Here is a 22,284-nt window from a genome sequence, read left to right on the forward strand (position 1 = left end):
AATCAATGAGGTAGTTCCAGGATTATAGCAAGTCGCTGTGGTGATTCGGCTGCGGGCATGCCCCGTAACAACATCAGATATTCCTTCCCCCACGTGCCGCTTGTATAGTGTCGCCACCACGCAACCAACTGAGACGAGCAGCACATGGATGATTTCATCGGGGTGTACGACAACGCCCTCACGCCAGAGCAATGCGCACACATCATCGGGCGCTTCGACGCCAGCAAGGACGTCATCCGCGGCAAGACCGGACAGGGTGTCGACCTCAGCAAGAAGGACAGCTACGACCTCACGATTTCCAATCACAAGGACTGGAACGATGTGTCGAACCTGCTCATGGCGGCGGTGTTGAAGCACCTGGTCACCTATGTGGGCCAATACCGCATGCTGTTGATGGGCGCCCTGTCGCCAACGCTGGAGCATCCGGGGACGGGACAACCGGTGGTGTTGTCGCTGGACAACTTCGACGATTTCGATGCCGGGCGCATCAGCGACGTGATCCGCGCCATGTATCGTGGCGGCGCGATCAATCTGCAAAAGTATCTGCAAAACAGCGGCGGCTACCACCACTGGCATTCCGAGGTGTATCCGCAAAACGCGAGTTGCGAAACGCTGCACCGGGTGCTGCTGTTCCAGTTTTACCTGAACGACGTGCAGGAAGGCGGCTCGACCGAGTTCTTCTACCAGAAGCGCCACGTGGAGGCGCGCCAGGGCCGGCTGGTGATCGCCCCGGCCGGCTTCACCCACTCCCACAAGGGCCATGTCGCCACGAGCGGCGACAAATACATCGCCACTTCCTGGATCCTGTTCCAGCGCGCCGAAGCCCTCTATGGCCGGTAAATTTGTCAATTTAAAAATCTTTCAGCCTTACACTTAGTGTTACATGCCGCCGATTGACCGCCGCCGGCGCAGCCCGGATACTTGCCGGATTTCTTACGCCCCATACCCCACAAGGAGACCCCAGTGAAGAAACCCGCCATGCTGGCTACCACCATGCTGTTGGCCACTACCGCCACGATCGCCGCCACCGCGGCCGACCACGTCCCGCAAATCGAAGCCCAGCGCCTGTCGCACGACGTCAAAGTGCTGGCGTCCGACGAATTCGAAGGCCGCGGCCCGAATACCGCCGGCGAAACCAAGACCGTCCATTACCTGATCGAACAATTCAAGGCCGCCGGCCTGAAGCCGGGCGGCGACATGGTCAAAGGCAAGCGCGCGTGGACCCAGGAAGTGCCGCTGGGCCGCTTTGAAATCAAGGGCCCGGTCACGCTGACCCTGAACGACGGCAAATCCAGCCAGACCTTCCTGCAGGGCGACCAGATGGCCGTGCGCGCCGCCATGACAGGCGCCAAGCGCGTGGATTTCGACAAAGTTCCACTGGTGTTCGTCGGCTATGGCGTCAAGGCGCCGGAGCGCAACTGGGATGACTTCAAGGGCGTCAACCTGAAAGGCAAGCTGGCGGTCGTGCTGATCAACGACCCGGATTTTGAAACGGGCGAAGGTGATTTCGGCGGCAAGGCCATGACGTATTACGGCCGCTGGACGTACAAGTATGAAGAAATGGCGCGCCAGGGCGCGGTCGGCACCCTCATCGTGCATGAAACCGCGCCGGCGTCGTATGGCTGGCCGACCGTGAAGAATTCCAACACCAATGTCATGTATGACATCGTGCGCAAGGAACCGGGCAAGTCGCACGCGCCAATGGAAGCGTGGATCCAGCGCGACGTGGTGGCCGACTTGTTCAAGCGTGCCGGCCTGGACTTCGACGCGGCCAAGAAGCAGGCGCAAACGCGCGACTTCAAGCCGGTCGAACTGAAAGGCATCAACCTGTCCGCCCACTATGCGGTCGATGCGCAAGTGATCAAGTCGAAAAACGTGGCCGCCATCAAGGAAGGCACGGACCAGAAAGACCAGACCGTCATGTACACCGGTCACTGGGACCACCTGGGCGTGGGTGAACCGGACGCCAAGGGCGACAAGATCTATAACGGCGCCATCGACAACGCCACCGGCATCGCCTCCCTGCTCGAACTGGGCCGCGCTTACGGCAAGGCGCCCGCGCCGAAACGCAGCGTGCTGTTCCTGGCCGTGACGGCGGAAGAAAAAGGCTTGCTCGGTTCCGAATACTATGCCGCCAACCCGCTGTATCCGCTGGCCACCACGGTTGCCATGATCAATGTGGATGCCCTGCTCCCGTACGGCCCGGCGCGCAACTTCAGCACGTCCGGCAGCGCGAAACAGGACTTGCTGGACATGCTGATCGCCAAGGCCAGGAACTGGAACCTCAGCTACTCGCCGGATTCGAAACCGGAAGCGGGCCACTTCTTCCGTTCCGACCATTTCCCGATGGCCAAGCGCGGCGTGCCGGCGGTGTCGTTTGAATCCGGCGAAGACCTGGAAGAAGGCGGCCTGGCAGCCGGCAAGGCGGTCAAGGAAGCCTACAACGAGCACAATTATCACCAGCCATCCGATGAATGGAGCGCCAACTGGCCATTCACGGGCATGGCGCGCGACCTGCAACTGCTGTACAGCGTCGGCCGCGACCTGGCGGAATCGAAAGACTGGCCAAACTGGAGCAAGGATTCCGAATTCCGCGCCCCGCGTGACGTGACCGCTTCCAAGCGCCGCTGATCGCCCCGTGCCCCGGCGCCATGCCGGGGCGCGTAGTTTATTGACAACACTCCCCTCCTGCCGTAACCACGGCGTAGCCAGCCCCGGCTAGAATCAAACAAGGCCATTCCCGCACGGGAGGATATGCCATGCCTTGTCTGCCACACCGCTTTGCCAGGATTGCCGGCCTTGCCGCGGCGCTGCTGGCGTTGCCGGCCGTGTCCGCGCCGGTCCAGCCGGCGTGTCCTACCCGTCCCATCGTGCTGGGCCTCTATGAATTCGGCCATTACTACCGCGCCGGCGCCGGGCTGGACAAGGACGTCGCCGACCAGCTGGCCAAACGCAGCGGCTGCAAATTCGACTTGCGCGTCACGTCGCGCCGCATGATCTGGCAAGGCATGCAAGATGGCTCGATCGACATCACCCTGTCCGCCTTCGCGCCGCCGGAGCGCCTGGCGTTTGCGTGGGCCGAACCCTACCTGTGGGTGCGTTACCACGTGCTGCTGAAAAAAGAAGTCGATTCCCGCGTGCACACGGCGGCCGACTTCATTGCCGCGCCCAACCTGCGCATGGGCGTGGGCCGTGGCCACATGGCCAGCGCCCCCTATGACGAGGTGGTGGCGCAGTTGCGCAATATCGGCCGGGTCGAAGACGTCGACGACACGGACCGCATGTTCGCCATGTTCAAGGCCGGGCGCTTCCACGCGATGCTGGGCTCGCCCCTGGTGTATGGCAGCTACCTGAAGGAGGAATTGCAAGCCAATGCCATCCGCATCGAAGACTGGAGCCAGAACAAGCCCAAGATGCCCATACACATGTTAGTCAGCAAGAAAAACTTCAGTGCCGACGAATCCCGGCGCTGGGGGGAACTCATGAAAAGCATCGCCGCCGACGGCACCATGCTGCGCCTGGTTTCGCGCTACGTGGACGCCGACAGCGCCGCGAAAATGCTGGCGCCATAACGTCCAAAGGCGCCATTTCCCACCATACAAAAACCGGATCCCACATCGCGAAACAGGATGCTGCAATTGTTGGCCGCGATCGCTTCATTTCCTGAAAAACGATTTCACATAATAAAAATATGTCCGTAAGTCATTGAAGCATAACGGGCAATTTAAGTTATATGTCTTATATAAGACATCTTTTACAAAACCAAAAACAGCGCTATTATTTAGTCATGCAGTTAGCTTTTGGATTCAGTACCGGACCGCGTCTCACAACGCTTTCTTAATCAAGCTTCTTAATTAGGATCACTACCATGTCTACCTACACCGACGACATCAAAGCCATCGCCACCCTGAAAGACAAAGAAGGCAGCGCATGGAACGCCATCAACCCTGAATCCGCCGCCCGCATGCGCGCCCAGAACAAGTTCAAGACTGGCCTGGACATCGCCCGCTACACGGCCAAGATCATGCGCAACGATATGGCCCGCTACGATGCCGACCCATCCCAGTACACCCAGTCGCTGGGCTGCTGGCACGGTTTCATCGGCCAGCAAAAGCTGATCTCGATTAAAAAGCACTTCAACAGCACCGACCGCCGCTACCTGTACCTGTCCGGCTGGATGGTTGCCGCCCTGCGTTCGGAATTCGGCCCGCTGCCGGACCAGTCGATGCATGAAAAAACCGCTGTCTCGGCGCTGATCAAAGAGCTGTACACCTTCCTGCGCCAGGCCGACGCCCGTGAACTGGGCGGCCTGTTCCGCGAACTGGACGCCGCCAGCGATGCCGACAAGCCAGCGATCCAGGCCAAGATCGACAACCACGTCACCCACGTGGTACCGATCATCGCCGACATCGACGCCGGTTTCGGCAATGCCGAAGCAACCTACCTGCTGGCCAAGCAATTCATCGAAGCGGGCGCCTGCTGCATCCAGATCGAAAACCAGGTGTCCGACGAGAAGCAATGCGGCCACCAGGACGGTAAAGTCACGGTGCCGCACGAAGACTTCCTGGCCAAGATCCGCGCCATCCGCTACGCGTTCCTGGAACTGGGCGTGGAAGACGGCGTGATCGTTGCCCGTACCGACTCGCTGGGCGCCGGCCTGACCAAGCAGATCGCCTACACCACCGAACCAGGCGACCTGGGCGACCAGTACAACTCGTTCCTGGACGTGGAAGAAGTCACCACCGACACCATGAACAACGGCGACGTCGTGATCAAGCAAGGCGGCAAGCTGGTACGTCCTAAGCGCCTGCCAAGCAACCTGTTCCAGTTCCGTGCAGGCACCGGCGAAGCACGTTGCGTACTCGACTGCATCACCTCGCTGCAAAACGGCGCCGACCTGCTGTGGATCGAAACGGAAAAACCACATATCGCCCAGATCGGCGGCATGGTGAAGGAAATCCGCAAGGTCATCCCGAACGCGAAGCTGGTGTACAACAACAGCCCATCGTTCAACTGGACCCTGAACTTCCGCCAGCAGGTTTACGATGCGATGAAGGAAGCAGGCCAGGACGTATCGGCTTACGAACGTGCCAAGCTGATGAGCGTGGAATACGACGAAACCGAACTGGCCAAGCAAGCCGACGAGAAGATCCGCACCTTCCAGGCTGACGCGGCCCGCGAAGCCGGCATCTTCCACCACCTGATCACGCTGCCGACCTACCACACCGCCGCGCTGTCGACCGACAACCTGGCCAAGGAATACTTCGGCGACCAGGGCATGCTGGGCTACGTGGCTGGCGTACAGCGCAAGGAAATCCGCCAGGGCATCGCCTGCGTCAAGCACCAGAACATGTCCGGTTCGGACCTGGGCGACGACCACAAGGAATACTTCAGCGGCGAAGCGGCACTGAAAGCCGCTGGTAAAGACAACACGATGAACCAGTTCCACTGATTCATCGGTTGTACCGGCCAGAGGTCGCTGGCCGGTGTAATTCTCCAGTGAAGCAGGACGCCACCTTCGGGTGGCGTTTTCACTTGGCGGCTGCGAAAAATCATCACGCTGTTGATTGTTTTTATAATTGACAAATTGACATGTCGCAGAGATACTCCTGCGCATGATCGAACTCAGCAACATCCGCAAGACTTATCGCCAGGGCGGCAGCGATATCCACGCCCTCGACGGCATTGACTTGCAGGTTGCACCGGGCGAATTCATCGCCGTGATGGGACCGTCCGGTTCCGGCAAATCCACACTGTTGAATGTACTGGGCGGACTGGACCGGCCCGACAGCGGCCGCTACCGTCTGGCGCAAGATGAAATCAGCGCCCTCGACGATGACGCCGCGTCCGATGTGCGCAACCGCCGCATCGGCTTCGTGTTCCAGTCGTTCCACCTGTTGCCGCGCCTGACCGTGCTGGAAAACGTGTTGCTGCCCCAGCGCTATGCGCGCCACCGCGATGCACAGGCGCCGGAACGCGCCCGCGCGCTGCTCGAACGTATCGGCCTGGGACAACGCCTCGACCACTTGCCGGGCCAGTTATCGGGCGGACAATTGCAGCGCGCCGCGATTGCCCGCGCGCTGCTGAACCAGCCGGCCTTGCTGCTGGCGGACGAACCCACCGGCAACCTCGATTCCACCAGCGCGGCCGACGTGATGGCGCTGCTGCGCGAACTGCATGCCGGAGGCCAGACGCTGGTGCTGGTCACCCACGATCCGGCGATCGCCGCCAGCGCGCAGCGCACCATCCACCTGCGCGACGGCCGTATTGCCGCCGGCCAGCCATGAAGCGCCGTCACGTTGCCGTGTTGTGCGCGGCGCCGGCGCTGGCGCTGGCGATTGCCGCCGCCGTCAACCATGCGGACACCAGCGCCAGCGCCCACGCCACGCCACATACCACCGGTCCCGCACCAGTGCCGGGCGCGGCAAAATCCGAGCCACGGCCGGTCCTGCTGACCGGCGAAGTGGAAGCGCTGGATTCCCAAACCGTCTTCGTGCCGCCGTCGAACAGTTCGCCGGTGGTGTTGCGTAACTATGTCGCGGAAGGCAGCCAGGTGAAAGCCGGCGACCTGGTGTTGCGGATCGAGAATGCGGGCGCCACCAATATCGACCGCCTGAAGCTGGACCTGGAAGCGGCCCGCGCGCGCACCGTGCGCGAGACCGCCAATCTCGACGTGGCGGCGGTCGAGGCGGAAAAGGCGCTGGTCAGCGCGCAGGCCGCGCTGGACAAGGCCAGGGTCGATGCGGCGCTGCCCAAGCAGCAAGTCTCGGCGCTGAATTACGACCGCTACCAGGCCGAATTGGACCGCGCCACGCGCGACCTGGCGATCAAGCAGGGCAGCCTGGAAAATGCCCGGGCAGCCATGGCCCGCCGCAAGGAAGACGGCGAACTGGAAGTAAAGAAATTGCAGGTCAACATCGCGTTCCAGGTGGCCCAGCAGGCGCAGTCCGAAGTGCGCGCCGCGCGCGACGGTATCGTGGTGCACGGTTACAGCCCGTGGCGCGGCGAGCGGCTGGACGAAGGCGCGACGGCATGGCCCGGCAATGCCGCCGGCGCGGTGCTGGGCGATGGCCAGATGGCTGTCACGGCATGGGTGCTGGAAGCGGACCGTCCCTATCTGCGCGAGGACCAGGCTGTCCGCCTGCGCTTCGACGCGTTGCCGGGCGTGGCGCTGAACGGCAAGGTCGCCACCATTACCAGTGCACCGGAGGCGCGCGCCCGCTGGGGGCTGGGGCGCTATTTCCGCGTGAAGATCGATTTGCCGCCGGACCATGGCTTGCCGCTGGCGGCGGGAATGAGCGTGCTGGCCGAGCCGCTGGCGCCACAGCCCGCCGGAGCGGCAATTGCCGCTCCGGCGCCCGCGCGGGCCGCCGCCGCGCTGACGGTCGAAGGGGAAATCGCGTCGCGACTCACCATGCCGGTGGCGCCGCCGACGATTCCCTTCATCTGGCAATACAAGCTGGCGCAGCTGGCCCCCGAAGGCATGATGGTGGAAGCGGGCCAGCCCATCGCCGTGTTTGAAGCCGGTGAAGTGACGACCCAGCTGATCTCCCAGCAAAGCACGTTGAATGAACGCCAGCGGGCCCTGGACAAATTGCAGCTGGACCAGGCCGAAGCGGAGCGCGCCGGCGCGCTGGCGATCGCCGAGGCGCGCAGCAATGCGGAAAAGGCCGAGCGCAAGGCCAGCCAGCCGAAGGAATTGATCCGCCGCGTCGATTACGACAAGCTGGTGATCGAACGCGCAGAAAAAGCCGAGTTGTCCAGGCTGGCGCAAGCCCAGTATGACGCCCAGCAGCGCGCCCGCCAGGGCGAGCGCGCCGGTCTGGTGTCCGAAGTGGAACAGTTGCGGGCCCAGATCGCCATCCTGCAAAAGGGCCAGGCGGCATTGACCGTGCTGGCGCCGCGCCGGGGCCTGGTGCTGTACCGGACCAGTTTCAATGGCGAGAAATTCACGCCCGGCACGCAGGTCTGGATGGGCCTGTCGGTCGCCACGCTGGCCGATCCGGACCGGTTGTACGTCAACGCCATGGTGCCCGAAGCGCAGGCGGCTGGCGTGCACGTGGGCCAGGCTGCGCGCGTCACCGTCTCCGGCGCGCGCCAGGCGCTGCCGGCCCGGGTCAGTGCGCTGGGCCGTGTCTTCCACGGCAAGTCGTCCGCGCAATCGGCTGTGGTGCGCGATCTTGAACTGCAATTCGACACCCCGCCCAAGGACTTGAAGCCGGGCGCCGCGGTACAGGTGGAGCTGTTGCCGGCCGCCACCCGGCGCGCAGCGGGTACGCCAACGTAGCCTTGAACCAGTCCATGTCCATGCCCCGTTCCCCTGCCGCGCGCGCGGCCATCGCCGCCACGCTGGCGGCAAGCGTGACCCTCCCCGCAGCCTTGCTGTCCGGTTGCGACGCCGCCTCGTCCACCGTGGCCAGTCCCAGCGAAACCCTGGCCGCGCGGGCGTGGAGCGAAACCCTGGAAGCGGACGGCGAAATCAAGGCTGCCGCCAGCACGCCGCTGGCCGTGCCCGGCAGCGGCTGGAGCAGCCGGGTGCTGGTGGACATGCTGGCCGACGGCAGCAGCGTCAAGAAGGGCCAGGTGGTCGCCCGTTTCGACGCGCCGCAGGCACGCATGGAACTGACCCAGGCCGAATACGAGCTGGTGCGCAAGACGCTGGCCGAGGAAACCAGCCGCCAGAGCGCCGCGGTCGAGCGCAGTGTGCTGGCCGGCGAACGCGCCAAGGTCGATGACGATCTCGGCCTGAGCCAGCGTTATGCGCGCGTCGATCTCAGCATCTTCAGCAAGAACACCATCCTCGATGCGCTGGCCGACGTCGGCTTCCTCACCAACAAGCGCGGCTACCTGGAGTGGAAAGGCGGCCAGGTGCAGGCGCGCACCGCGGCGCAAGAGGCGGTGCTGCACTCGCAGCGCGGCAGCGTGATGCAGACCGCCGCGCAAAAACGGCAAAGCCTGGAGTCGCTGGAACTGGTCGCGCCGCACGACGGCGTGTTCTTGCTGGCGGCGCGCTGGGACGGCGCCAAGGCACAGGTCGGCGCGCCGCAGATGGCCGGCGCGGAATTCGGCATGCTGCCCGATCTCGACCAGCTGGTGGCGCATTTCACCGTGGCCGAAGGCCAGGCTTACGGGCTCAAGCCGGGCTTGCCAGTGCGGGTACGCCTGGCCGGCACCGGGACGGAACTGGATTTGACCGTGACCAAGGTCGGCAACAGCGCCGGCACCATTTCGCCCGAGTCGCCCGTGAAGTACAGCGATTTCGACGCCGCCATTGCCAACGAGACCGCGCGCCGGCTGGGCCTGAAACCGGGCCAGGCGCTGCATGGCACGGTGCGGCTGGTGGCGCGCGCATCGGCGCTGACCGTGCCGAACATCGCCGTGGTGCAGGATGGCGCCAGCTACGCGGTGTATACCGACGACGCCGGCCGGCAAGTCAAACACCAGGTCGAACTGGGCCTGCGCGGCCCGGTCCGCAGTGAAATCAAAGGCGGCCTGGCGCCCGGCGCGCGCATCCTGCTGCTGCCGCCAACGGAAAAGAAAACGTGATGAACCGGGCACTGTTATTGGAAGCCGTCGCCGAACTGCGGAGGCGGCAATTGCGCACCGGCCTGACGCTGCTGGGCATGATCTTTGGCGTCGGCGCCATCGTCGCCATGCTGGCCGTGGGCGAAGGCAGCAAGCGCGAGGCGCTGCGGCTGGTGGCCGAACTGGGGCTGGACAATGTGCTGGTCGAGAGCAAGGCGATCGAAACCGAGCAATTGAAGGACATCCGGGCCCGCTCGCTGGGCTTGTCGGCCGCCGACGGCATGGCGGTACTGGCCGTGGTACCGGGCGCGCGGTCGGTGGCATTGAAAAAGGAAATCAAGGCCGAGCAACTGGTGGTGGGCGACCAGGTGGCCAGCGGGCGCGCATTTGCCGTATCGCCGGCCTATGCGGAACACAGCGGCCTGACGCTGAAGGAAGGCCGCTGGCTGGCCCCGGACGATGGCGCCACGCTGGCGCCGGTGTGCGTGCTGGGCGCCCGCCTGGCGCGCACGCTGTTCGGTGCGGCGCCGGCAGTCGGGCAACGGCTCAAGCTGAACCACGTGTGGCTGCAAGTGGTGGGCGTGCTGGCCGACCGCGCGCAAAACAAGGCGGAGTTCGAAGGCGTCAAGCTGGGGCTGGACGACGAGCGCCTGTTCGTTCCGTGGGAAACAGGCCGCGCCCGTTTCAGCTTCAAGCGCATCGAAGACGAAGTCGATGGCATCAGCGTGCGGCTGGACGGCAAAGTGGCGCCGGACAGCGCGGCCCGCGTGCTGCAGGCGCTGATCAGCCAGCGCCATGGCGGCGCCGACGACACCAACCTGATCGTGCCGATGGGCTTGTACCGGCAAAACCAGCAAACGCAGCGCATTTTCACCATCGTCATGAGTTCGATCGCGGCGGTGTCGCTGCTGGTGGGCGGCATCGGCATCATGAACATCATGCTGGCCAATGTGCTGGAACGGCGCCGCGAAGTGGGCTTGAAACGGGCGCTGGGCGCGCGCCGGCGCGACGTGGTGGAGCAATTCCTGGCCGAAGCGCTGGTGATTGCCGTCACTGGCGCGCTGCTGGGCATCGTCCTTGGCGCGGTGGCCGCTTACAGTATTGCCGCGCTGGCGGGATGGTCGGTGGCGTGGTCGCCACTGAGTCTGCTGCTGGCCGTGCTGCTGTGCGTGGCGGTCGGGCTGGCGTTTGGCGTCTATCCGGCCCGCCAGGCGGCCGCGCTGGACCCGATCGCGGCGTTGCGCAGCGACGGCTAGTGCGTCACCTGGTGTTCCGCTAAAACATGCGGCTGATGCCGAGCACCACTTCGTGCGTGGTGCGGGGGTCGCCGCCGTAGTCATACACGCCGCCGGTCTTGCGCTTGCGCGCCGCATCGAACGACAGTTCGGCGCGCCAGTCATTCCATCCGCCCTGCACGCCCAGCCGCACGTCATGGCGGCCGATCATGGCGCCCGGCGCCGCATGCACGGAACCCAGGTAACCGATATGCCAGAATGCGCGCAGCCGCATACCGGGTAAATGGGAAACATCGGGCAAGTCCTTGCCGCCATTGACTTCACCATACCAGGTGCGGGTGCCGAGGCCGAGGTAATCGGGCGCATAGGAAAGGCGGGCGCTGACATTGTCCAGCGCCACGCCGCCCGTCACTTCATTGAAATGCCAGCCCGGCCGCTGCGGAAAGGCATAGCGCGACACGCCGGCTTCCCAGCTCACGCCGGACGCCAGTTGCCGCGCATAGCCCGCATACCCGAGCCACTGCGCACTGCGGCCGGTGGCGCCGCTAAGCTGGGCGGAAATCACCTGTCCGCCCGCGTACCAGCCATCCGCGCCATCGTAGTTGACGGCCAGGCGCGGCGCGGCCTTGCCGGAGCTGAGGCTGATCCCCCGGTACAAATAATCCGAGACAATGCCGGCGCTGCCGCTCAGCTGGGCATGCGCGGCGGAACTGCTCAACAGGAGGATGGCGCACAGGCATGCGCGCGCGTCAGCCATACGCTATGGCGTGCGCACGTAGTTTGCAGCGCTGGTAGAAGTGTTGGCAGGCGTGCATCCGCATGTACATTTTCCGGTGAAGCGCGTGACGGTCGCGCATAAATCGAGACTGGTGGCGCCTGTCACCAGGCTGTCGCGCAACTCGGTCAGCGGCATGCGCGGTTTCAGCTCACTCAGCACGGCCATCATGCCAGAGACATGTGCGGCTGCATAGGAGGAGCCCGATACCATACCCCAGCGCGCGCCCGTCATCGTGGTCGGAATGTCGCGGCCCGGCGCCGCCAGGACATTACCTGCGTGCGGCATGGCGCCTTCCGCCGCCACCGCGAACACGCCCGGATACGACGCGGGAAAACCGCCGTCGGTGCGCGTGGGATCGAACGCGCCCACCACCCGTATGCCCCGTGCGCGGGCCACGTCGATCAATTGCTGCAGCAGGCGGTCATCCGGGCCGGACAAGCTCATGTTGATCACTTGCGCGCCATGCAGCAGCGCGTAATTCAGCGCCTTCCCCAGCGTAAAACTGTTGCAGCGGGTGGCGCCATCGGGCGACTGCCAGCATGCGCGCAGCGCCATCAGCCGCGCGCCGGGCGCCACGCCTTCGATGCCGACGCCGTTGCCCGCATGGGCGGCGATCACCCCCGCGACCGCGGTGCCATGGGTTTCACTGGCATAGCGCTGGCCATCGACAAAGTTTTCCTTGATCGCCACCTGCCCCGCCAGGTCCGGATGGTCGGTTTCGATGCCGCTGTCGACCACCGCCACCAGCACTTTGCGTCCCGTGGCGACTTTACGCACTTCCGTCAGTTGCCATGGCTGCGCGGCCGGCTGCACGGGATACAGCGGATCGCTGCCCGCCTGCGCCGAATAGCTTTGCACGGGCTGCGCCCATTTCACACGGGCGTCATGCGCCAGCGCTTCCAGCACCGGGGCGCTGGATTGTCCCGGCGCCAGTTGCATGCGGTAGCAATCGACATTCAGCGCGGGCATGGCCCAGTCTTCCACCAGCGCCAGCCCGTGTTCGCGCGCCAGCGCCTCGGCAATGCGGCGGCGCGCCGCACGTGCGGCGTCGTCGCGGTAAGTCGCGCCGTGGTAGCCGTCCGGGCGGAAGTGCGGCGCGGGCAAATGCAGCATGACGAGGATGTCGCGTGAAGCCTGTTCCTCCGGCTGCACGGCCGGAACAACCGGTGCACTTGGCGGAACGGGGGATGCCGTTTGCGCCACCGCCACCCCGGAAAAGAGCCACGCGGCCAGGCCGGCGGCCAGCAGCGGCCCTGCCGCGGCCACGGAGTTCACGGCTTCGCTCCCGCGCCCAGCGGCTCGGCCAGCCGCACGGCGGGATCGGCGCGCAGCGCCGCCAGCAATTGCGCCCGGTGCGCCGTGTCCACGTCGACCAGATACGCGCCGGCCACGGTGGGGCCGTCGACGATGCGGCCGCCGGACGCCTGCAGCAATTGCTGCACGTGCTCGAGGCGCGCATCCGGCTGGAACATCACCACCACGTCCGGCGCGGCCGCCGTGCCGCTGCCCAGCGCCCGGTAGGCGGGGTCAAGGCTGCCACCGGCCGGCGCCAGCGACACACCGAGGCCGATGATGACGGCAAACTGCGCGGCCAGCGCCCAGTTGCGCCAGCCACCGCCGTCAAACACATCCGTCACGCGCCGCCACCAGTTGCGCAGCGCCAGCGGCGCCGCCGCACTCGCCGCTTGGGATCGCATGGCTGACGGCGCGGCTTCCTGCGCGGCGCCATCGAGCCGCGGCATCAGCCGCGCCAGCGCCGCCTCGGCGTCCAGCCCGTCCGGCAACGCCGGTTCGGCCGCGATCACGCGGCGCTCCAGCGCCACATCGGCGCGGCAGGCGGCGCACGTCTCGAGGTGCCGGCCCACCATGGCATGTTCACCGGCGGACAGCGTACCCGCCGCATACCACGGCAATAGCTGCTGCACCGCCAGGTGCTCTTGTTCGTTGGACAATGGTTGCGGGTTCATTCTGTTGCTTCCATATGGCGTGACAGCATGGCTTTCAATCGCTGGCGCGCGTGGAACATGCGCGTCTTGACCGTATTGACGGGGCATCCCATGGTGTCGGCAATTTCCTGGTACGCCATGTCGTGAAAATAAGTGAGGCTGACCACCATGCGCTGCTCCAGCGGCAAGGCGTTCAGCGCGGCGCTGACGCCCTGCTGCAATTGTTTGCCGGCCAGCGCATGGTCCGGTTCGAACTCCGGCCCGCCCTGCTGTTCCACTGTGGATTCCACCGGTTCATCCAGGCCGCGCAGCGCTTTCAGCGCCTGGCGGTAAGCGATGCCGAAAATCCACGTCGACACCTTGCTGCTGCCGTCATACGTCAGGGCCTTTTGCCACACCACCAGCATCGTGTCGTTGATGATTTCTTCCATCAGCGGCACATTGCGCGTCATGCGGCCCAGGAAACGCGCCAGCCGGGGAAAATATACACGGTACAGTTCCTGAAAAGCGTGACGGTCCCCCCGGCCGACGCACGCGACCAGCCGCGCGTCGCCGTCTCCGGCCTCCGGACTTCCCGCTCCCCAGCTTTTCCGCATGCAGCAATTCTCCCTTGTCGCCGTCAATACCCGTTCAGCGCAGAAAGGTTCAATAGCGCCGCACAATTTTAACGCTGACCGGTGCAATGTTCCTCACATGCTTATGGACAACATGCCGTACGGCACGACACAATGGCTTGTCGCCACTCTCCCGATGCCACCATGCGCCGCATCCTGCCGCCGCTGCTTGCCTGCCTGCTGATGGATGGCGCCGCCATGGCGGCAACGTGCCCGGATCCCGTGCGCGCCGGCATCAGCGAGCTGGGTTATTCCGGTTACCTCGATCATGAAGAAGCGCGCGGCGCCGCCGTCGACGTGCTGCGCGAAGCGGCGCGCCGCAGCGGTTGCGCCATCGAACTGACGCTCTATCCCCGTTCACGGCTGTTTGTGGAATTTGAATCGGGTCTGCTGGACGTGGCGGCCAGTGCGGCCCGCTCGGATGAACGCGACCGCCACGGCATCTTCGTTCCATATGCCATGTCGCGGTTCGACCTGGTGCTGGCGTCCCGCCCGGCGCGCCGGATGCTGAGCCTGGCCGATTTCGTCGAGCGGGGCACGGGTACGCTGAATATCGTGCGTGGTGCGTTTTATGCACCGGAAGTGCTGCGCCAGCTGGAGCGCTTGCGCAAACTGCACCGGCTGGAAGAAGTCACGGATTTTGAAATGGCGTTCCGCAAAATCGCCGCCGGCCGCGCGGCCGGCACGCTGGCGCCGGAAATGGTGTCGGCGCGGCTGCGGAATGAATTCGGCATTGTGGCCAGCAGTGAAATCGTCGCCGTTCCGGAATCGCCGGCGATGCAAGTGGGCGCTTACTTATCGCGCAATAAACTGTCGGTGGCCGAACAGGATGCGCTCGGCAATGCGCTGCGCGCGATGGTCCGGGATGGCACCGTCCTGGCGATCTATCGCCGTTACGTGGGCGACGCCACGGCGCGCGCGCTGGCCGGGACGTCCCGGCGGCGCTAAACGGCGGCGGCCCGCTCCCGGCGCACCATGCGCGCGATGGTGGTGAGGTTGACGACGGCGATCACCAGCTCCAGCGCCGTGCCGCCGATCGAGCCGGACACGATATTGTTGGCCACCCACAGCAGGGTGCCGCACAACATCATCAGCCGCATGGGAATACCCTGCAGGCGGAACAACGAATACGACCCCAGGCACGACGCCACCAGCGGCAGCCAGTCGGCCGGCTGCCTGGCGAGGGTCAGCCCCAGCGCAATACTGGTGGCGATAAACACCGCCGCCACCCACGGCTGGCGGGTCCGCAGCGCCACGATCGAGCGCAGCAGCGATACCGACGAACTGGCCACGGCCGTCGGGTTGCCCAGCAAACTGAAATGAATCACATACGCCAGGCATTCCGCAGCCATGAACAGCTTGAAGCGGCGGTCGTCCGTCTGCATGAACGAGCCAACGCCAAAAACAAACGCGACATAACCGACGCACTGCGCCGGGGAAAACCAATCGATAGCCATGGGAATGCAAAGTGACGGGCAGGACGCTGCCGGAACCCGCCATCATAGCAGTCATCGTACGACACTGCTGGCGGCAGGCTCACTGATCCCGCGCTCAGCCCAGCTCGAAGGTCGTGATGCCATAGGTGCGCGCCAGGTCCAGCGCCGGCGCGGCGCCGGTGTACATGCGCGCGGTTTCGAAGCAGGGTTGCATGCCGTAGCTGCGCGCCAGCGCCAGCGCTTCCCGGTTCGGCTCCGGCACATCCAGGTAAACCGGGCTGCCGGCCGGCGCATGGGCCAGCAGCGCATCGAACAAGGCGTGCGCCTGCGCCGGTGTGTCGGCAAACAGCGGCCCCACCTTGTAGCCGGAACGGCATGGCCGCAGCACCGCATAGCCGGCCAGGCGGCCGGCGGCGGCAATGCCCAGCGCCACGCTGCCTGGCTGCGTAATCCAGTGGCGGATGAACCGGCCCCGGTCATCGGCAAAGAACGGCTGGTCATAGCGCACCACTTCATCGGCGCCGATCGCCGCCAGCGGCACCACGCCGCCGTGCGCGCCATGTGTGCCGGGGCCGCCGGAATCGCCCGACATGCCGCGCCCCCGCCCTTCATACCGCACATTGCGGTGCGCCAGCACGAATCCGGACTTCGCGTAATTGCCCTGCTGCGCCGGCACGCCGTCCAGGCCTACGGTCCGTCCCGCCAGGCGCGCCATGCCGGCCTGCCACACCGCCATGCCGTGTCCCTGGCCACGGAACGGCGGCAACGCGATATAGCCGCCGATAAAGCCGAAGCGCGCGCCATAGCGCACGGCAAAGATGCTGGCCGCCGGGACACCGTCCACGCGCGCCAGCAGGTAGCCGTCCGGATCGGCCGCATAAAAGCTGTCCGCATCGTGCAGGCCGGGATTCCAGCCTTCGGCCGCCGCCCAGTCCAGCACCATGCACAGTTCGTCCTTGCTCATCGTCTGAATGTCCATGTCCCCTCCTGTTCCCCTGTCTGCACGCTACGGCCCAGGCGCCAGGCTGTCAATTGTTGCCCGAAGTCCACAACCGGCTTGTCACAATGGCTGACTGGCCGCACACTGGATTACCTATCCTCATGCAACCATGAACAAGCTACGCCGCCTCGCGCTTGCCCTGCTGCTGACATGTGGCGGCAGCGCCCATGCCGAGCCGCCGCTCGACCATGTCCGCATGCAGTTGCGCTGGACGCACCAGTTCCAGTTCGCCGGCTATTACGCCGCGGTGCAGCAAGGCTATTACCGCGAAGCGGGGCTGGATGTGGAACTCATCCCCGGCAACAACGTCGCCCCCGCCATCACACGGGTATTGAAGGGCGAAGCGGATTTTGGCGTCACCAACGCGGGACTGGCGCAAGCGTATATCGAAGGCAAGCCGGTGGTGGCGCTGGCCGCGATCCTGCAATCGTCGCCCAGTGTGTGGATCACGACGGGAAATTTGACGCGTCCCGCCGACTTGATGGGCAAGCGGCTGATGGCGTTGCCCCCGCCGGAAAACGCGGAATTGCTGGCCGTATTCCTATACGAAGGCATCCCGCTGGATCAACTGGACCTGCAAATGACCAGTTACCGGATCGATGACCTGCTCGAAGGCAAGGCGGACGCCTTCAACGGCTATATCAGCAACGAGCCGGATTTGCTGCGGGCGCGGGGCATTCGTTATAACGTGATCAGCCCGCGCCAGTATGGCGTGGATTTTTACAGCGAAGTGCTGTTCACCAGCCAGGAACAGATCCGGCAGCATCCGGAGCGGGTGCGCGCTTTCCGCGCCGCCACGCTGAAGGGTTGGCAGTATGCGCTCGATCACCAGGACGAGATCGTCAAGCTGATCCACGACAAATATGCGCCCGACTTGTCGGTCGAGCACTTGCGTTACGAAGCGCAGGAAATCTCCAAGCTGGTGCTGCCGACACTGGTACCGCTGGGTCACATGAACCCGGGCCGCTGGCAGCATATCGCCGACACCTACCTCAAGCTGGGCATGGTCAAACGCAGCATCCCGCTGGACGGCATGCTGTACGATCCCGAACCGCCGCGCACCGATCCGCGCCCGCTGTATTACACGCTGGCGGGCATCAGCGTGCTGCTGCTGGCGGCAGCGGCGCTGGCCATGACGTATCACCGGCTGTACCGGCAATTGCAGCGCACCACGGCGGAGCGGGAAGCGGCGCTGCGCGAAGTGCGGCGCCTGGCGCACTTCGACCCGCTGACGCATTTGCCGAACCGGCTCTTGCTCGATGAATTGATGCTGCAGGCTATCGCCACGGCGCGCCGCCAGCGCCAGCAGGTGGCCGTGTGTTTCATCGACCTCGATGGCTTCAAACCCATCAACGATGCGCTGGGCCATGCGGCCGGCGACCACGTGCTGCGGGAAATCGCGTCGCGGCTGCGCCAGTCCCTGCGCAACAGCGACGTGGTGGCGCGCTGGGGCGGCGATGAATTCGTCGCGGTCTTGCCGGATACGTCGGAACTGGCGGCCATTGAATGCATGGCGCAGGTACGGCAGCGCCTGGCGCAGGCATTGCGCCTGGCCGGCCACGAATACCACGTCAATGCCAGCGTCGGCATCGCCATGTATCCAGCCCACAGTGAAAGCCGCACGGAATTGCTGGAGCTGGCCGATCAGGCCATGTATTGCGCCAAGACGCAGGGGAAAGGCAGGACGTGCGTGGCGGCGCGTCCCGGTGCGGCCTGATGCCAGGCCGACGAAAAAAAAACCGCCCCTTGGAGGGGCGGTCTTCATGCTGCGTTCCGCTGAACGCGGATCAGAAGCGGTAGTTCAGCGACGCGGCAAAGGTGCGGCCCAGCTGGCTGAATTGCGAACCGTCGTAGGTCACCATCGAGTAGCGGCCGTTGAAGGTCACCAGGTTGCGCTGGATTTCGATCGGCGTCAGGCCATACGACGCGTCGAGTTTCTTGTCGTCGATAATGGCCTGGCCGGCGGAATTGAGCGCCTTGAAGTGCCACTGCGGCGTCACGTTGAACAGGTTGTTGACGTTGAACGACAGGGTCGTGCTTGGCGTCAGGTTGTAGTTCATCGCGAAGTCGGTCACGGTCTTGGTCTTGAACGCGACTTCCAGGTTGCGGTCCATACCGGCGTTGCGGAAGCGGGTCGGGCCGAACACGGTGTTGTTCAGCGAGAAGTTCACGTCCTTGTAGTCCAGGTCCACGCCCAGGATGGTCTTGTACTTCGGACGCGACGTGAACATCAGTGCTTCCTGCGTTTCGTCCAGCACGGACTGGCCCGCATTGGCAATCAGCAGCGGATTGTTGACCGCACCGTCGCGTTCGTTCTTCAGCGCATAGTTACCGGACAGGTTCAAGGTCATCTTGCCGCCCAGCGCAGGAATGTTCTTACGCGACAGCACGTAGTCCAGACCTTCGGTCTTGCTGGTCAGCGCGTTGACGAAGAAGCTGACCGAGACGATACCGGCCTTGGCCAGTTCCTTGTCCAGCTGTTGCGTCGGATCGCCGGTCGGGACAATTTCCTTGCCCAGCACGATACGGTCCTTGACCTTGATGTTGTAGTAGTCGACCGTGATGGACGTATCGCTGTCCGGCTTCAGGCCCAGGCCCAGCGTGATGTTGTTGGACTTTTCCGCACGCAGTTTCGGCACTTGCAGCGCAGCCGCTTGCGGCGACACGTTGTTCACCAGGCCCGACACCTGGATGCCCGAACCCGGCACGAACGAGTACTGCGCCTTCTGCGTGAACGTTTGCGCCAGCGACGGTGCGCGGAAGCCGGTCGACGCCGATCCGCGCAGGGTCACGGTATCGGAAACCTTGAAGCGGGTCGAACCTTTCCACACGAACGCGCTGCCGAAGTCGGTGTACTTTTCGTAGCGGCCGGTGCCGTCGATCAGCCACTGCTTGGTGATGTCCCACGTGGCGCCGCCATACACGCCATAGTTCGAGCGCGACGACGGGAACGAGTTTTCAGGCGCGTTGCCGGCAAACGAATCGGCGCCGCCCAGGATGTACGACGCGCGGTCGCCGGCCACGACTTCAAATTTTTCATGGCGCATCTCGGTGCCGGCATACACCGACACGTCCGACGTGATCTGCTTCGAGATATCGCCGTTCAGCACGAAGTGTTCGAACTTCACGCCGCCCGCGTTGAACTCGGTCGGCGAATGCTCGGTGCTGGTGCCGGCCAGTACGGCGTTTTCCATGCCACGGTTGATGGAATTGCCAACGTGGTATTTCTGCTCGTTGCCGCCATAGGTCAGGCTGACATCGGTGTTCCAGCCATTCAGGTCGAGCTTGATGCCGCCAGTCGCGTTGTAGTCGTCCAGCGTACCGATGAAGGTCGGCACGTAGCCCACGTAAGGCGTACCTGCCTTGTGCAGCAGGCCGTAGTCGGTCGGGCGCCAGTACGGGGTCCGGTAGTTCGCATAGCTGTCGACCTTCTTGTGCACATACGCGGCATTGCCGTAGATGCTGGTGCCATCGGCGATTTCATAACGGCTGTTGATCAGCGCCTTTTCGGCCTTGGTCTTCGGCGAACCATTGATGTTGCCGGCGTCCGGTTTCTGCGCCAGGAATGCCTGGACCTGGGCCAGGCTGGCGCCGAAGTCGCCTGCTTCGCCACGCGCGTTCACCACGCCGGGACGATTGGACAGGCCGACGGTCGACACGTCCAGCGTGTAGTTGACGAAGCCGCGGTCGCCCAGCGGCACGCCCTGGTTCAGCGACAGGCCGCCCATCTTGCCGTCTTTTTCGTGCGTGATGCCGGCACGCGCCGTGACGGAACCGCCTTCAGGATTGTCTTTCAGGATGATGTTGACCACGCCGGCAATCGCGTCGGAACCGTATTGCGCGGATGCGCCGTCGCGCAGCACTTCGATACGCTTGATGGCGTCGGCCGGAATGGCGGAAATGTCGGAACCGCTTTCGCCGCGGCCTGGCGACGTTTGCGTGTAAATCAGCGAGCTGGCGTTCTTGCGCTTGCCGTTGATCAGGACCAGCACGCGGCTAGGACCCATGTTACGGATTTCGTACGGGTCCAGCAGCGACGTGGCGTCGTTGACCGGCGTTTGCACGGTGTTAAAGGATGGCACACGGAACTGCATCGACTTGTCGAGAGAAACCTGGCCGGTCTTGGTCAGCTCACGCGCACCCAGGATATCGACCGGCACCGGGGTGTCGATCATGGTGCGCTGCGAGCCGCGGCTACCGGTGGAAACGATGACGACCTTCTGGATGTCTTCCTGTGGCGCGCCCGATGCCGATGGATCGACCGACTGGGGCGATGCCGCATCGCCGGATTGGGCGAATGCGAACTGGCTTGCGCACAGCATCATTACTGCAAGTGGAATACTTTTCTTCTTCATCATGTACTTATCTCTCTTCTGTTGACGACAGGCTGGTCCGGGTACTTCCTTGCATGCAAGCCAAGAAAATATATGCAATCCGTCTATACATCCATGCTTTAGAGTTATGGGTGTATAAAAAACAACACTTTCGTGCCATTTTGTTACGTAGGGCAGATTTCAATTTTCAATGCAAGTGGTATTGACGCCACACGCAGCCTACCTTTGGTCGTTTCGCAACGCAAACTGAGAAAAAGATTGTTTGTCTTGAAAGGGGGCAATACGGGTGCTACAACAAATGAACGGATGCAATAAATCTGTCCGTACAAAAATAGACGCCAATACAGGGAGGATAGCGATGCTTTCGAGAAAGATATCCCGCATTTCCACCATTTCCGTTGTTGTCCTGCTCGCATCCTGCGGCAGTTCCGACGGCCCCTCCACCCCCGCTCCCGCGACGACCACCACCACCACGACCACCACCACGACCGCCGCATCGGTGGTCACCGGTTCCATCGTCAAAGGGAATGTGTCGGGCGCGACGGTGACCATCAAGAATGCCGCCAACGGCGCCACCCTCGGCACCGGCACCACGGACGCGAGCGGCGCTTATACGGTCAGCATCACCTTCACTGGCGACGTCATCGTCGAAGCCACCGGCGGCACCTATACCGACGAGGCGACCAATCAGTCGACCCAGTTGTCGACGCCGCTGCGCGCCGTGGTTGCCGTCGCACCAGGCAATTCGACCGCCATGGTGACGCCGCTGACCACCATGGCCTATGCCAACGCATTCTCCAGCGCCAGCACCGCCATTACCGCCGCCGCGTTCAATACGCAGGCCGCCAACGTGGCCAAATTGTTCAAGCTGAACGGCAGCCTGACATCGACCATGCCCACCGTCAGCGGCGCCAACATCAACGATTACGGCCGCGCCCTGGCCGGGTTGTCGAAATACCTGCAAGCCAACAGCGCAACCTTGGCCAGCGTCACGGCAGCGTCGTTCAATACCGACCAGTGGACCAAGTTCGTCAGCGCGTATAACAACGCCTATGTGGCGATGTTCCCGAACATTTCGTTCAGCCTGGACGGCTCGGCATTCAACATCAGCGGCACCGGCGTGGGCGGCGGCACCGGCACCTGCGGCATCGCCGTGCAGGGCTCCGTCTCCGCCAACGGGCTGACCGTGCCGGTCAACTTCAACTACTGCATCAACGGCATTGCGGCAGGCTCCTGCGGCGCCGGCAATGCGTCGATTTCGCAGGCGCTGTCTGCACAGTCGGGCCTCGCCGGCGGCGTGAACCTGACGTACCAGTATTCGTCGACCTGCGCGCCAAGGGCGATCACCATCAACCTGAAATAATCGCCACACTCAAACGCAGGGACAAGCCGGCTTGCCACACAGGTGGCAAGCCG

The 22,284-nt window shown here is 64.1% G+C and carries 18 protein-coding genes; 11 read left to right on the top strand and 7 right to left on the bottom strand.

The annotated features are described in order from the left end of the window. Nucleotides 1–144: 144 nt before the first annotated feature. The 8 genes from GJ700_RS13915 to GJ700_RS13950 all read left to right on the top strand — a co-directional run bounded on the left by GJ700_RS13915 (nucleotide 145) and on the right by GJ700_RS13950 (nucleotide 10,781). Nucleotides 145–840 (top strand): 2OG-Fe(II) oxygenase, encoded by a 696-nt coding sequence (locus GJ700_RS13915; RefSeq protein ID WP_154374764.1) that lies wholly within the window; start codon nucleotides 145–147, stop codon nucleotides 838–840. 123 nt (nucleotides 841–963) lie between these two features. Continuing rightward, on the top strand, nucleotides 964–2,631 hold the full coding sequence (locus GJ700_RS13920) for a M28 family metallopeptidase (RefSeq protein WP_371867950.1): 1,668 nt from the start codon (nucleotides 964–966) through the stop codon (nucleotides 2,629–2,631). Between the two features lie 128 nt (nucleotides 2,632–2,759). After that, nucleotides 2,760–3,572 carry a substrate-binding periplasmic protein gene (locus tag GJ700_RS13925; RefSeq protein ID WP_154374766.1) on the top strand — a complete coding sequence of 271 codons (813 nt, stop codon included), beginning with the start codon at nucleotides 2,760–2,762 and terminating at the stop codon, nucleotides 3,570–3,572. A 296-nt stretch (nucleotides 3,573–3,868) separates the two neighbouring features. After that, nucleotides 3,869–5,452 carry an isocitrate lyase gene (locus GJ700_RS13930; RefSeq protein ID WP_154374768.1) on the top strand — a complete coding sequence of 528 codons (1,584 nt, stop codon included), beginning with the start codon at nucleotides 3,869–3,871 and terminating at the stop codon, nucleotides 5,450–5,452. Nucleotides 5,453–5,615: 163 nt separating this feature from the next. After that, nucleotides 5,616–6,287 (top strand): ABC transporter ATP-binding protein, encoded by a 672-nt coding sequence (locus GJ700_RS13935; RefSeq protein WP_154374770.1) that lies wholly within the window; start codon nucleotides 5,616–5,618, stop codon nucleotides 6,285–6,287. Then, the gene (locus GJ700_RS13940) at nucleotides 6,284–8,287 is read left to right on the top strand and encodes an HlyD family secretion protein (protein ID WP_154374772.1); all 2,004 of its coding nucleotides are present in this window, start codon (nucleotides 6,284–6,286) and stop codon (nucleotides 8,285–8,287) included. Before GJ700_RS13935 ends, GJ700_RS13940 begins: the two co-directional genes overlap by 4 nt. Before the next feature lie 14 nt (nucleotides 8,288–8,301). Beyond that, a complete protein-coding gene (locus GJ700_RS13945) occupies nucleotides 8,302–9,546 on the top strand; it encodes an efflux RND transporter periplasmic adaptor subunit (RefSeq protein ID WP_154374774.1) in 1,245 nt (414 codons plus the stop codon). Continuing rightward, nucleotides 9,546–10,781: an ABC transporter permease gene (locus GJ700_RS13950; RefSeq protein WP_154374776.1), complete on the top strand. Its 1,236-nt coding sequence runs from the start codon at nucleotides 9,546–9,548 to the stop codon at nucleotides 10,779–10,781. Before GJ700_RS13945 ends, GJ700_RS13950 begins: the two co-directional genes overlap by 1 nt. Nucleotides 10,782–10,800: 19 nt before the next feature. On the opposite strand, the gene GJ700_RS13955 is transcribed toward GJ700_RS13950, so the two are convergent. Genes GJ700_RS13955 through GJ700_RS13970 form a run of 4 tightly spaced genes read right to left on the bottom strand, consistent with a single transcriptional unit; the run spans nucleotide 10,801 to nucleotide 14,080 of the window. Continuing rightward, entirely contained in the window at nucleotides 10,801–11,517 is a 717-nt protein-coding gene (locus GJ700_RS13955) for a TorF family putative porin (RefSeq protein ID WP_154374779.1), read from the bottom strand. Nucleotides 11,518–11,520: 3 nt separating this feature from the next. After that, on the bottom strand, nucleotides 11,521–12,813 hold the full coding sequence (locus GJ700_RS13960; protein ID WP_371867951.1) for a S8 family peptidase: 1,293 nt from the start codon (nucleotides 12,811–12,813) through the stop codon (nucleotides 11,521–11,523). After that, complete coding sequence (locus tag GJ700_RS13965; RefSeq protein WP_154374781.1) at nucleotides 12,810–13,505, bottom strand: zf-HC2 domain-containing protein; 696 nt, start codon at nucleotides 13,503–13,505, stop codon at nucleotides 12,810–12,812. The genes GJ700_RS13960 and GJ700_RS13965 overlap by 4 nt, the downstream gene beginning before the upstream one ends. Next, nucleotides 13,502–14,080: an RNA polymerase sigma factor gene (locus tag GJ700_RS13970; RefSeq protein ID WP_154374783.1), complete on the bottom strand. Its 579-nt coding sequence runs from the start codon at nucleotides 14,078–14,080 to the stop codon at nucleotides 13,502–13,504. The genes GJ700_RS13965 and GJ700_RS13970 overlap by 4 nt, the downstream gene beginning before the upstream one ends. A gap of 132 nt (nucleotides 14,081–14,212) precedes the next feature. Here GJ700_RS13970 and GJ700_RS13975 point away from each other — a divergent pair, with 132 nt between their 5' ends. After that, nucleotides 14,213–15,046 (top strand): substrate-binding periplasmic protein, encoded by an 834-nt coding sequence (locus tag GJ700_RS13975; protein WP_154374785.1) that lies wholly within the window; start codon nucleotides 14,213–14,215, stop codon nucleotides 15,044–15,046. On the opposite strand, the gene GJ700_RS13980 is transcribed toward GJ700_RS13975, so the two are convergent. Both GJ700_RS13980 and GJ700_RS13985 read right to left on the bottom strand, forming a co-directional pair. Then, nucleotides 15,043–15,555, bottom strand: coding sequence for a YgjV family protein (locus tag GJ700_RS13980; protein WP_154374787.1), 513 nt, complete (start codon nucleotides 15,553–15,555; stop codon nucleotides 15,043–15,045). The genes GJ700_RS13975 and GJ700_RS13980 overlap by 4 nt on opposite strands. Before the next feature lie 94 nt (nucleotides 15,556–15,649). Beyond that, nucleotides 15,650–16,513 carry a GNAT family N-acetyltransferase gene (locus GJ700_RS13985; RefSeq protein WP_229506997.1) on the bottom strand — a complete coding sequence of 288 codons (864 nt, stop codon included), beginning with the start codon at nucleotides 16,511–16,513 and terminating at the stop codon, nucleotides 15,650–15,652. A gap of 130 nt (nucleotides 16,514–16,643) precedes the next feature. Between GJ700_RS13985 and GJ700_RS13990 the strand changes: the two genes are divergently transcribed. Then, complete coding sequence (locus GJ700_RS13990; RefSeq protein ID WP_154374789.1) at nucleotides 16,644–18,251, top strand: GGDEF domain-containing protein; 1,608 nt, start codon at nucleotides 16,644–16,646, stop codon at nucleotides 18,249–18,251. 70 nt (nucleotides 18,252–18,321) lie between these two features. On the opposite strand, the gene GJ700_RS13995 is transcribed toward GJ700_RS13990, so the two are convergent. Then, nucleotides 18,322–20,892 (bottom strand): TonB-dependent receptor plug domain-containing protein, encoded by a 2,571-nt coding sequence (locus tag GJ700_RS13995; protein WP_229506998.1) that lies wholly within the window; start codon nucleotides 20,890–20,892, stop codon nucleotides 18,322–18,324. 334 nt (nucleotides 20,893–21,226) lie between these two features. On the opposite strand from GJ700_RS13995, the gene GJ700_RS14000 reads away from it, so the two are divergent. Further along, nucleotides 21,227–22,231: a hypothetical protein gene (locus GJ700_RS14000; RefSeq protein ID WP_154374791.1), complete on the top strand. Its 1,005-nt coding sequence runs from the start codon at nucleotides 21,227–21,229 to the stop codon at nucleotides 22,229–22,231. Nucleotides 22,232–22,284 lie beyond the last annotated feature (53 nt).

This window comes from Pseudoduganella rivuli (assembly GCF_009674485.1).
GTDB lineage: Bacteria > Pseudomonadota > Gammaproteobacteria > Burkholderiales > Burkholderiaceae_D > Rugamonas > Rugamonas rivuli_B.

Coding starts and splice junctions, on each gene's coding strand:
- GJ700_RS13915 (WP_154374764.1), top strand. CDS start 145: ATGGATGATTTCATCGGGGTGTACGACAACGCCCTCACGCCAGAGCAA.
- GJ700_RS13925 (WP_154374766.1), top strand. CDS start 2,760: ATGCCTTGTCTGCCACACCGCTTTGCCAGGATTGCCGGCCTTGCCGCG.
- GJ700_RS13930 (WP_154374768.1), top strand. CDS start 3,869: ATGTCTACCTACACCGACGACATCAAAGCCATCGCCACCCTGAAAGAC.
- GJ700_RS13935 (WP_154374770.1), top strand. CDS start 5,616: ATGATCGAACTCAGCAACATCCGCAAGACTTATCGCCAGGGCGGCAGC.
- GJ700_RS13940 (WP_154374772.1), top strand. CDS start 6,284: ATGAAGCGCCGTCACGTTGCCGTGTTGTGCGCGGCGCCGGCGCTGGCG.
- GJ700_RS13945 (WP_154374774.1), top strand. CDS start 8,302: ATGTCCATGCCCCGTTCCCCTGCCGCGCGCGCGGCCATCGCCGCCACG.
- GJ700_RS13950 (WP_154374776.1), top strand. CDS start 9,546: ATGAACCGGGCACTGTTATTGGAAGCCGTCGCCGAACTGCGGAGGCGG.
- GJ700_RS13955 (WP_154374779.1), bottom strand. CDS start 11,517: ATGGCTGACGCGCGCGCATGCCTGTGCGCCATCCTCCTGTTGAGCAGT.
- GJ700_RS13965 (WP_154374781.1), bottom strand. CDS start 13,505: ATGAACCCGCAACCATTGTCCAACGAACAAGAGCACCTGGCGGTGCAG.
- GJ700_RS13970 (WP_154374783.1), bottom strand. CDS start 14,080: ATGCGGAAAAGCTGGGGAGCGGGAAGTCCGGAGGCCGGAGACGGCGAC.
- GJ700_RS13975 (WP_154374785.1), top strand. CDS start 14,213: ATGGCTTGTCGCCACTCTCCCGATGCCACCATGCGCCGCATCCTGCCG.
- GJ700_RS13980 (WP_154374787.1), bottom strand. CDS start 15,555: ATGGCTATCGATTGGTTTTCCCCGGCGCAGTGCGTCGGTTATGTCGCG.
- GJ700_RS13985 (WP_229506997.1), bottom strand. CDS start 16,513: ATGGACATTCAGACGATGAGCAAGGACGAACTGTGCATGGTGCTGGAC.
- GJ700_RS13990 (WP_154374789.1), top strand. CDS start 16,644: ATGAACAAGCTACGCCGCCTCGCGCTTGCCCTGCTGCTGACATGTGGC.
- GJ700_RS13995 (WP_229506998.1), bottom strand. CDS start 20,892: ATGATGAAGAAGAAAAGTATTCCACTTGCAGTAATGATGCTGTGCGCA.
- GJ700_RS14000 (WP_154374791.1), top strand. CDS start 21,227: ATGCTTTCGAGAAAGATATCCCGCATTTCCACCATTTCCGTTGTTGTC.